Annotated in this window: 10 protein-coding genes; all 10 read right to left on the reverse strand. The window is 39.6% G+C overall.

Annotated features, from left to right (window positions below):
• Nucleotides 1-4: 4 nt before the first annotated feature.
• The gene (locus ARB69_RS07345; RefSeq protein WP_055152344.1) at nt 5-1591 is read right to left on the reverse strand and encodes a (2,3-dihydroxybenzoyl)adenylate synthase; all 1587 of its coding nucleotides are present in this window, start codon (nt 1589-1591) and stop codon (nt 5-7) included.
• Nucleotides 1592-1597: 6 nt separating this feature from the next.
• Nucleotides 1598-2284, reverse strand: coding sequence for a 4'-phosphopantetheinyl transferase family protein (locus ARB69_RS07350; protein WP_055152346.1), 687 nt, complete (start codon nt 2282-2284; stop codon nt 1598-1600).
• Nucleotides 2274-3110: a thioesterase II family protein gene (locus ARB69_RS07355; protein WP_330377559.1), complete on the reverse strand. Its 837-nt coding sequence runs from the start codon at nt 3108-3110 to the stop codon at nt 2274-2276. Before ARB69_RS07355 ends, ARB69_RS07350 begins: the two co-directional genes overlap by 11 nt.
• Complete coding sequence (epsC, locus tag ARB69_RS07360) at nt 3017-3844, reverse strand: serine O-acetyltransferase EpsC (protein ID WP_055152350.1); 828 nt, start codon at nt 3842-3844, stop codon at nt 3017-3019. Before epsC ends, ARB69_RS07355 begins: the two co-directional genes overlap by 94 nt.
• A gap of 12 nt (nt 3845-3856) precedes the next feature.
• Nucleotides 3857-4453 carry an accessory gene regulator B family protein gene (locus ARB69_RS07365; RefSeq protein WP_055152352.1) on the reverse strand — a complete coding sequence of 199 codons (597 nt, stop codon included), beginning with the start codon at nt 4451-4453 and terminating at the stop codon, nt 3857-3859.
• A complete protein-coding gene (locus tag ARB69_RS07370; RefSeq protein ID WP_055152354.1) occupies nt 4453-4608 on the reverse strand; it encodes a cyclic lactone autoinducer peptide in 156 nt (51 codons plus the stop codon). The genes ARB69_RS07365 and ARB69_RS07370 overlap by 1 nt, the downstream gene beginning before the upstream one ends.
• 100 nt (nt 4609-4708) lie before the next feature.
• Entirely contained in the window at nt 4709-6019 is a 1311-nt protein-coding gene (locus ARB69_RS07375; RefSeq protein ID WP_242857549.1) for a sensor histidine kinase, read from the reverse strand.
• On the reverse strand, nt 6012-6746 hold the full coding sequence (locus tag ARB69_RS07380) for a LytR/AlgR family response regulator transcription factor (RefSeq protein WP_055152356.1): 735 nt from the start codon (nt 6744-6746) through the stop codon (nt 6012-6014). The genes ARB69_RS07375 and ARB69_RS07380 overlap by 8 nt, the downstream gene beginning before the upstream one ends.
• Nucleotides 6747-6832: 86 nt before the next feature.
• Nucleotides 6833-7072, reverse strand: a complete 240-nt coding sequence (locus ARB69_RS07385) for a helix-turn-helix domain-containing protein (protein WP_055152358.1) — start codon at nt 7070-7072, stop codon at nt 6833-6835.
• A 708-nt stretch (nt 7073-7780) separates the two neighbouring features.
• Nucleotides 7781-10537, reverse strand: a complete 2757-nt coding sequence (locus tag ARB69_RS07390; RefSeq protein WP_055152360.1) for a YodL domain-containing protein — start codon at nt 10535-10537, stop codon at nt 7781-7783.
• Nucleotides 10538-10590 lie beyond the last annotated feature (53 nt).

The following is a 10590-nucleotide window of genomic DNA, read 5'->3' on the forward strand; positions in this document are numbered from 1 at the left end:
TCTCCTATTTTTCCTGTGCCATCTGTCCTAACACTTTTTTATCTATTTTCCCTACACTGGTCAACGGCCATTCTTCTATAAGTTCCACCTGATCTGGCAGTTTGTAAGATGCAACGCCAATCTCTTTTAAAAACTGGTGTATTGCCTGCACATCCAGTTTATTTCCTTCTTCCATCATAAGAAACGCACAGATCCGGTTTCCTAACATCTCATCCGGTACGCCTACAACAGCGGCTTCCTTAATGTTTGGATGTTTGCACAGATATGCCTCTATTTCCGCAGGCATGATCTTTTCTCCTGCCCGATTGATCTGCTCTTTGATTCTCCCTCCCATGCGAAGCCGGCCATTTTCTGTCCACATGGCTTTGTCCCCCGTCCGGTAGAACCCATCGTCTGTAAAGCTTGTCTTGTTGGCTTCTTCCGCCATATAATATCCGTCAATCGTATACGGTCCTCTTGATAACAGTTCTCCAAAAACTCCTATCGGTACTTCCTCATCCTTTTCATCTACGATCTTCACTTCATCTGCAGGGGAAACCGGCGTCCCCTGGCATCTTGCTATTATGGCAGGATCGTCATCCGGGCTGGTAAAAGACAACAGCCCCTCCGCAGTCCCGAATACCTGCATCAAGGTACATGGCCATTCTTCTATAATCTTATCTGCGAGGGAATCCTCCAGCATCGCCCCACCCACCTGTAAAATCTTCAGGCTGGAAATATCATAATCCTCATCGTATTCCAACATTTCCATACACACCGTAACCAGAGCCGGAACCAGAGCTGTGATGGTTACTTTCTCCTCTGTAATCGCCGTTAGGATATCATCCGGGCTGGTCGTTGGCGCCAGCACCACTTTTCCCCCTGCATCCAAGGTTCCTAAAAGCCCCGGACAGCAAAGCGGAAAGTTATGCGCTACCGGCAGCGCCGCAAGATAAACACTATTTTCATCTAGCTGGCAGCGCTTTGCGGACATTCTTGCGTTATACATATAGTCTGTATGGGTACGGGGAATCAATTTGGGAACACCAGTCGTACCGCCCGACAGCAGCAATACTGCCGTACTGTAACTGTCCACTTCTGGAAATTCTCTCTGCCCTTTTGTTTCCGCCTCCAACCATTCTTCCCTCTCTACATTATCTACAAAGACATTGTGTATACATGGATATTTTTTCTGCATAGCCGTTGCCATTTTCACATAGTCAAACCCTAAATATTTTTCGGCTACAATATATGCGGTCGGCTTTGCAAGCGCTATGATTCCCTCTAATTCTGCTTCCCTGTGGGCCGGGAGCATCATGATCGGTACAGCCCCGATCTTCGCAAGGGCAAAGAATACTTTTACAAAAGAGATCCGGTTCGGTAGCTGCACAAGAACCTTATCCCCTTTGCGGATACCTTTCTCCATAAAGTACCGTCCTATGCAGATTGCTTTCTGATTCAGTTCTGAATAAGTGATTTTCTCTTCGCTGTCTGTAACTGCGATTCTATCTCCGTACTGAGTTGCCCATTTATCAAGCTGCTTTCCCATGCTTAGTTTTTCCCAGCCTTCCAGAGTTTCATATCGTTCCATGTCCTTTTTGTAACCTGCCATTTTGTATTACCTTCCTTTCTCTTGCACCGCTGCATATGCGGCATAATCTTTTATCAGAATCGGATATAATTTCCATCCAGATTTTATCTTTCCTTTTTCTATAATCTTGTTTTCCCTGACAGAAAAGAAGTCCATTCCCTTGTTCAAACCGATACCCAGCGCTTTGAGATACGCCTCTTTTGCTGCCCAGTACTGATAGAACCGTTCAGGGCTTTCTGTTTTCTGAATTTCTGTCGCCTCTTCTTCCGTAAAGAAATTTTTGGCAATCTCCATATATTCTGAGATCTCTCCCATTTCCTGCACATCAATTCCCACAGCCTGTCGGCTGGCAAATATTGCCAGCACCCATTCTCCGGAATGGGAAAGGTTAAATGTGATCTGCCTTTGTCCCGGCGGTGCCTTCCAGTACAGTTTCCCATATTTTCCCTGTCTTAAAACAATCTTGTCCTCACCTGAATACTCTTTCAATAACATTCTCACAGCAATCTTTCCTGCAAGATAACGCATTTTATCTTCATGAAAACGGTAATGTTCCGCCTTCTGGCATTCTTCCTTTTCCAAAATAGGTTTATGCCTATTCCAAAAAGTTTCCAGTTCTCTCCACCGAAGTTTCCAGATGTGTACCTCTCCTGTATGCAGTTCCAGCTTTCCTATATTCAAAAGTTCCCGGTTTCCGTATAATTCAATTTTCATCCGGAACACCCAGAAGGCATTTCTGTACTTCTGACAGAACAGCTTCTTCCTGTTCCCGAATGTAAAAGTGCCCACCTTCGAACATATGGCAGTGGAACGCCCCTTCTGTATATTTTCCCCACTCTTTCATTGCTGCTTCATCTGCTTCCCGATCTTTTCGTCCTCCAAACGCCTCAATCGGACTGCGTAAAGTGATAAGATCTTTATCATAATACGTTTCATCCATTGTAAAATCAGCTCGCAGCATAGGCAGAAAGAAATCCAAAAGTTCCTGGTTTTCCAGTATCTCCTTTGGCGTTCCTTCAAATCTGCCGAGCGCCTTTTTAAATTCGTCATCTGGAAGATGATAGATTGGATTGGGTTCTGGAATACTTGGGATACGACTTCCTGATACCAGGAAGCATCGGGCTGTCTTTCCTCTTTTTTCCATTCTTTTTTCTAACTCATAGGCAATCTTTCCGCCCATGCTATGTCCCCAGAATGCATACGGTCCTCTTATGTTTTCCCATATTATTTCCTCCAATTCATCTAACATATCCGTCATATTATGATACGGCTTTTTCATAATCCTTTCTTCCCTACCCGGTAGCTGGATCGGACAAACAGTTACTTTGCCTTTCATTTTTTGAACCCAAGAATTGTATGCGGAAGCCCCTCCTCCAGCAAACGGGAAACAAAATAATGTTATATCTTGGGAGTTAATATTCTCACCGTTTTTCAAAAGCCTTTGATTCATGTTAATCCTCCTCCAGAAATCGGTTGTAATTTCATCTCCATAAAATCTGAAAATATCTTTGTTGAAGGTGGTACAGATTGCGTTACCCATGCGTTTCCACCAATAATAGAATTTTTTCCAATCACTGTATTGCCTCCTAAGATTGTAGCTCCCGCATAAATTGTTACATTATCTTCAACAGTAGGATGCCGTTTCAACCATTTCTGTTTATGACCTCCGCGAGTTGACAAAGCTCCCAAAGTCACACCCTGATATATTTTTACATGATTCCCGATAACAGCAGTTTCTCCGATTACAACTCCTGTTCCATGATCAATGAAGAAGCTCTCTCCAATTTCTGCTCCTGGATGGATATCTATTCCTGTTATTGAATGTGCGTACTCTGTCATAATTCTTGGTAAAATAGGAACTTTCAATTTATACAGACAATTAGCCGTCCTTTGAATAAGTACTGCCAAAGGACCTGGATAAGCCGCTATGATTTCCTCATAACTCTTCGCTGCCGGATCACCTTCATATGCCGCTTTCATATCTGATATTACCAACTGCTGCAGGTAGGGCAGCATTGCTCGAAATTTTCTCAGCACTTCCTCTGTTCCCCTATCTTCATCTAAAAAATCCAAATGCTTTTTTAAAATCTCTTGAATCATCTGGATCGTATATCTTTCGTTCTTTTCCACATTTGACCAATATTCTATATAGAAAAATTTTCTTAACAAATAGACAAATTCCTGAGTCCATTTATTATCCAAAGATTTTTCTAAAACTTCCTTAATTTGAAATATATCATTATCGTTTCCCAATAGTTTTTTATTATCTATCAATCCTTTATCCTTTCACAAGTTAGTAACCCCTAACTTATTTCCAAAAAAATTTTGGCTTTTGCCTAAAATCAGTCCACTTGCTAAAATTATATGAGCCACTGCAATCCCTTTAGCAACTATTAAAATTCCGGTTTCACCAAAACAGAAAGCCAATACAAATTCAATAATTAGCAATTTTCTTGCAGATTTCCCATAAACCTTTCTTTCTTTTTCATCCAATCTTTTGTGTCCAGTGTCTACTGGAGACAACAAAAATATAACAGCAATAGCAATGAGCCATACTATACAGAATGTAATCCCAAGCTCCAAATTAATTGCTAAATATTTTCCACAAATAAAAATCAGGAAACCGGAAACACAAATGCAGCTTACAGATCTTTTCAAATGAATTCCGCCAACGTACTGTCTTAAAATAACAAATGGCAGTAAAAAGCTGAACATCTCTAACCAGTTTCCCGTTATGATACCCAATGCAATAATAATAGAATATATAAGGATTCTGCTTAACAGCAGTCGATAAGCATATTCATACAAACTGCGTTCTTCTTCTTTAAGAATCCCCCATCGGCTTTGTAAATTATACAGCCAGTCTACCACTTTCTTCTGCATTAAAATTTCCTCAGTCTTTTAACCTCGTCCGGTTCTTCTTCTTGAAAATATAACCAATTGCAAGCAAGATTCGCTGAACGCATCGTCAGCCTGAGCGCCAAAGCATTGATTCCTTCTAATATTTTAGTTGTCATTACATTTAATATTTTTTCCATAGCAATTTGCCTCCTTTTTTTCGTGATTCTACTAAAAAATCGCCCCTATTTCAATTACCCCGGCTAAAATGGTAATTTTTTGGGCGATTTTTGCATTCTACTATTTAACTGTAAAAACAATCTTAACCGAAAACTCCTCCTCGCCAGCTTCTATCCTCATGACTCCTCCATATTTTTCAACCAATTTACCTACTGTATGTAATCCGATTCCATGATCTTCCGGATTTCTCTTTGTGCTTATATAGTGTTCTCTTTCCTTGATCAGCGGAAGAATATAGCTATTATAAAACTCCATTACCAAAAGATGTCCCTCATTCCCCATATACATATTACAAATCACATGTTGGTCTTTCTTCGTCTTTTCAGCAGCCTCGATTGCATTGTCCAAAAGATTCCCCACAATAGAAATCAAATCCAGGTCTTCTATAAAATCTGTTCTAAGATTATTTCCAAGCTTGATTTTATACAATATGCCTTTTGATTCGGCGACAAATTTTCTTTCACATAAAATACTGTTTAGAACCGGATCAGCGCAGTAACTATAATTTTTCAGTTCCTCCATCCGGATCCCCAAATGTCTCACCATGCTATCCAGTTCAAGATTTTTCCCATTTTCTATCAAACTCGCCGCAGTACAAAGAAATTTATTCACATCATGCAGAAAAACCCTTTTATCTTCGTTTACCTTATTGATATATTTCTGATTGATATTTTCAGCTTTACTTTTCTGATAAAGCAATTCCATCTTTTTTACTTCTTCAGACTTCTCAATTAATTTATCAAAGACTGCAAATATACAGATATTCGTCATTAACAACAATGCTGCCCCAATAGGAATCATGATACGATTCACGCCAGTAAAAGAAATATGCGAATAATATATACACATAAAAATGATAATTGTCGCCGCCGGCAGAGTTAACAGCACAGTAAACAATTTATTTTCAATCGTCTGGTAATTTTTCTTTCTCGTGATCTGGTTAACACATTTTACTAATAAAAATGTAATTGTGCTCATCAACAAAAGTGACAGCAACTTTTCCAACTCTGAATGAAAGTTATTTTCTGTCCCGGTTACTCCATAAGCCCCTGTAATTACAGCAAACAAAAACTCAGGTACTATAGCCAGCATATAATAGCAACAGGCCAAAATAATTTTCTTCCATACACTTCCTTGGAAAATGACAATAGAGGCAATAGTATAGCTGACAGGAACCATCATAATATTGATAAACGTAGACTCTATATGATTCACACCAAGAATAACCAATGCCGTTACGCCAAATATTAGAATCCTTTTCCAACAGGTTTTAATCCTATATGGGAACATATTCTTTCCTAAACCATTCAGCATAAGCATTTGGAAACTGCCAATCAAAGCATCACTTAGCAAACTCATCAGATCAACCATTCCTTTCCCTCAGATATTCAAACAGTGCCTCGGTAAACTCTTCTTTCTTTGCTCTTGAAACATTCAGTTCTATTCCGCATTTCAACCGTAGTACGCCTTTTTCTAACCCTTCTACTTTTCCCAAATTAACAATGTAACTATAATGCGCCTGTGCAAATCCCTGATCTTTTAGCTGTTCACATAATTCTCCAAACGCTTCTCTGCACCGAACTGTCTCTTTTTCTTGCTCTTTCACAATGGTTATCTCACATCCTCTTTTGGCTCTGGAAACATATAAGATATTTTCCACATGTATGCGTATTATCTTCCCCGCCGATGTCACCGTTACCGCATAGTCATTCAGAAAGCGTCTCTTTACCTCAGTCATAATAGCTGCAATTTCCCGGCGTAAGCTGGTATCGTGTAAGTCCTTCATAATATACCGAAAGGGCTGTCCGAAATTTATACTGTCCACTGTCGGCTCAAAATAACTGGAATAGAAGATTAAAACTGCATCTTTGTTATAATTTCTCAATTTTAATGCTGTTTGGTTTCCATCCAGCCCCGGCATACGGATATCTATAAAGACTAATTCGTGGAGAATATCCGTATGTTTCAAAAGTTCATTTCCTGATTCGTATTCATAAAATCTGATTTCATTTTCAGGCAAACTATTTTCATGCTCTATAATCTCCCTGATCGTTTTTCTATATCTTTTATCATCATCACAAATCGCTATCTTATACATAATCCTCCCTCATTGTTAGTTACAACTAACCTTTTTTCATAAAAAAACCATCCCGCAGAATTTTGCCATGAGATTATCTCTTACTTCTATAACTCCGGTTCCAACTCTGCAAAGATGGAATCTCCAAAAAATTCTGGTATTGTGATTTCTAATCCATCACACAATTTCTTGATTGTAACTACGCCTACATTCTTACTCTGCCCATACAAAATATTCTTCAGCGTTGATGGCGGAACACCAGAACGTATCGCCGCCTCATTCACGGTAATATCCTTTTGCCTTATCAATTCTTCAAGACGATATATAACTGCTGTTTTCATATCCATGATTTCTACCACCTTTTCTCTATTCTATATAAATTGCCCGTAAAAGGTCGCCCATATATAGTCTTTTTGAGCAAAGATACATCTTTGTAAGCTTTGTATACTTTCGTGGTAGATAATTCAGCATTTTTACCAAAACAAAAAGACATCGGCGCATACCGATGTCTCAAGATAATTTTTTTCTATTTTATATCACGCTGTTTTCATTTCCCCTTCTTTGTCAAATTCCATCCGCATCTGTCCTACAGATTCCCATGTTTCAAATGGAATTTCCATATATTCTAAGACACGCTTCATTCCTAAACCACCGTCTTGCACTGACCGCATACATAAATCATAATGTTTCGGATGTGTAACCTACAGTCGCTGATGTCACGCTTTTCACATAAAGATGTTATTTTATCCGCAATATACTTCTCTATCTGCAAGTAACTATACCTCATTTCCGCTATTACATGTTCTATTGTACCTGTAATAATGAAAAAATATTAGTAATCAACTTTGCAATCATTTAATCCCATAATAGGAAGTATACGCATAAAAAAATATAAAGATACTCTCTTTTCCGCAAAAGTCATTTTCGCTTATATCATTTTTATAATATCACAGGTTATTTCATTTGTCACATAAAACTTCGAAGCACAAACCTTTCAAAGCAAAAAAGCCGGAAGCCACGTTGTCATCCGTGACCTCCGACTCGTTTTGCTTATACTACACTGTCCTTACACCCAAATCAGCCCCTCTCTCTGGCTTATCTTTTCCCTGTTTTTCCTGGATAATTCTCTTATTGATTTCCAATCGTTCATGGATTGACGGTTTTTTCTCTTTTCCTGGCATTGCCTTTTTCTGTGCTACTGCCTTTCTTTCAGCTTTCTCTGCGTCCTTAACTGCTATATTTGTTTCAACGCCAGTTCTTGGCACAGCTTCTCTGCTCTCATTTTTCTCTGCTACCTGCTGTTCTCGTCTCTCCTTCACACCCTTTTCTTCCAGACTGCAAAAGCTCTGCAAATACGGCAACACATGATTCTGCATATCCGTCAGATCTTCCATATACTTCTGATACTCTTCATTTCCTTTTCCTTGCTGATAACTGATCCAGCTTTCATCCGTCAATTTCATTTCATTCTGCATCTTTAACTGACTGATGATACCGCCGTTTCCGGTACCAATCTCTATCTTACCCTGAAAATGGTGCAGCATTTTGTCACCTTTCTCAGCATAATATACTGTAAAAAACATCTGTGCTGTCGTTTTTGGTTCGTTGGTGTTTGAATCACGGTCAGCATACCAGGCATTGTCCTGTTCTACGGTTTTTGAATCCAGATCAGATAACTTTTGACATCTTGGACTCTCAAACTCACTTTTCTCACAATAATTCACATACACCATCGGTTCCATATCTTTTGGAAGCTCCGGTTCATAGGCTTTCAGTCTTTCCATCAATACGCCTGCACGAACAGACAGGTCGCATTCTTCGTCTACAATATCCTTCAAGTAAGAAACATAGTAATGAATATTGCCGCTTTGTAAATCCAGCATTACTTCCTGTACCGTATTTTCTCCTCTCTCCACATTATCTCGATACTCATACGGATCAAAAGCTTCTGCAATATCATCCAGTGCCTCTGCCAGCTGTTCTGTGGTCATCTTCTCTGGATACATTGCTTCCCGAATATCCCGCATCGGTACATACTTATAGTCCGGCAATGCTTCATGAATTTTCTCAATCCCTTCCCGTACCAGTGCAAGTTCTCCATAAAATCGAACATCATCCATCAGATTTCCAAATACAGTATTTCCTTTTACGATTGCAAATTCAGCTTCATCATAGTAACTGTCTTCCGGATCACGATAAATAATTCCCATTGAGCATCCCAGATACGCAGTTTCTGGATTCTCCCTATATTTTTCATAGACTGCAGCTATCTGATTAACATCGGTACTTTTTTCATAAGCTCCCATATCATGGAACTCATCACATTCTGTGGCAAAGTATTCCAGATACGGTTCTTTCTTCGCTGGCATATTGTTAAGAACATTGTCAATCATGTTGTAATTCGCCTCTTCCAGTTCTTCTACCTTTGCCAGTGGCTTATATTCGCCCTGGCTTTTCTGAATCTCTGCCATTACAACCTCATCCATTTCTTCCACTTTTTCCATCAACTGAGCATAATCCCCACGGATGCGTTCTCCAGTCCAGCCTTCGTCTTTCAGAAGTTCCTCTGCCGCTTCTTCAATAGAAATTTCACCATTTTCATAGACGCCACCATCCATCAGGCGGAAATCTTCATCGTAAAAGGAATAATCATATCCTTCTTCTGTTCTCTGAATAGCAAAATAACGTTCTCCTACCTCATATGCCAGTTCACTAAGAACCTGTTCTTCCAGATTCAGGAAAGAATCCAGCTGTTCAAAACTGATACTGTCTACAAAATGAGCTGTTACTTTTTCCCCATCATTCAAAACAACGATATCACTGACAGACAGGGAATGCCCACGGAAGTCTTTCGGTCTGTCAATGTTGAACCTTTCAAAAATATCATCCAGTGACGTATTTCCCAGTAATTCTCCAACATAGACCAGCTTATAATCTTCTTTTTTTATCTGCATACTATGACTTTCAATAAAACTCATATTCATAAATGCATAGTTTTCACCCGGTGAATCATCCTTGATCTGATAAATGCCAAAGGTTCGCCTTGTTCCTAACAATAGGTTTGCCTCTTTCAAAGACTGAATCTGCGGATATTTTTGCATTTCCCATTCCAGGTTACGAAAACGCTCCCGTTCTGTCATAGACATCTGATAATGCTCCGGTCCTCGTTCGATTTCCTTGCGTTCCGTGACATAGACCGGTGATGAAAAATTAGTAATCAGATAGATATCTGCTCCGGCATCGTATAATTTCAATGCTTCTTCCTGGTCAATGACACTCATAGGCTCCTGAAATGCTCCAAAATCTTCATCGGCATAATCCAGATCCTGATCCCTTATCCGTTCCCACATCTGTAATTCCATGCCAAACAGACCTTCATGCGTCTGTATCATTTCTTTACTTGCATACTCTCCCTTGCCGCCATCACTGTCCAGGCAATAAATCTTAGAACCCATTCTGTGATAATCCAAGGCTGCTTCTTTTCTGAGCGGTACCATATCCTCTGCTGTATATCCATAGTCACGTAATTCCAGCTTGCCTATGGTTGGATCTGGTAAGTCATGAATATCCATTTTTGCATCATCCAGAAGTTCCTCTACTTTATCTTCATCTGCCTGATTGATTGCATCTGTCAGATTTCTTACCAACGTCCTTACTTTCTCTTCCTCGCCAATCAGATTTGCATATTCAAAAATCTGTTCTTTTACATCCGCTGGAATCTCTATTCCCATGTGTTCTGCACGGTCTATCTGTTCCTGCGTATATTCCTGCATTTTCTGCGTTTCTTTTCCTGTTATCATATTTCTCGCCATTCAAATTCCTCCTGTGTTCTAAAAAATGGCATAACCGGAAGAACCTTCTTCTA

It is taken from the genome of Faecalicatena contorta, from assembly GCF_001404335.1.
Taxonomy (GTDB): domain Bacteria; phylum Bacillota; class Clostridia; order Lachnospirales; family Lachnospiraceae; genus Faecalicatena; species Faecalicatena contortus_B.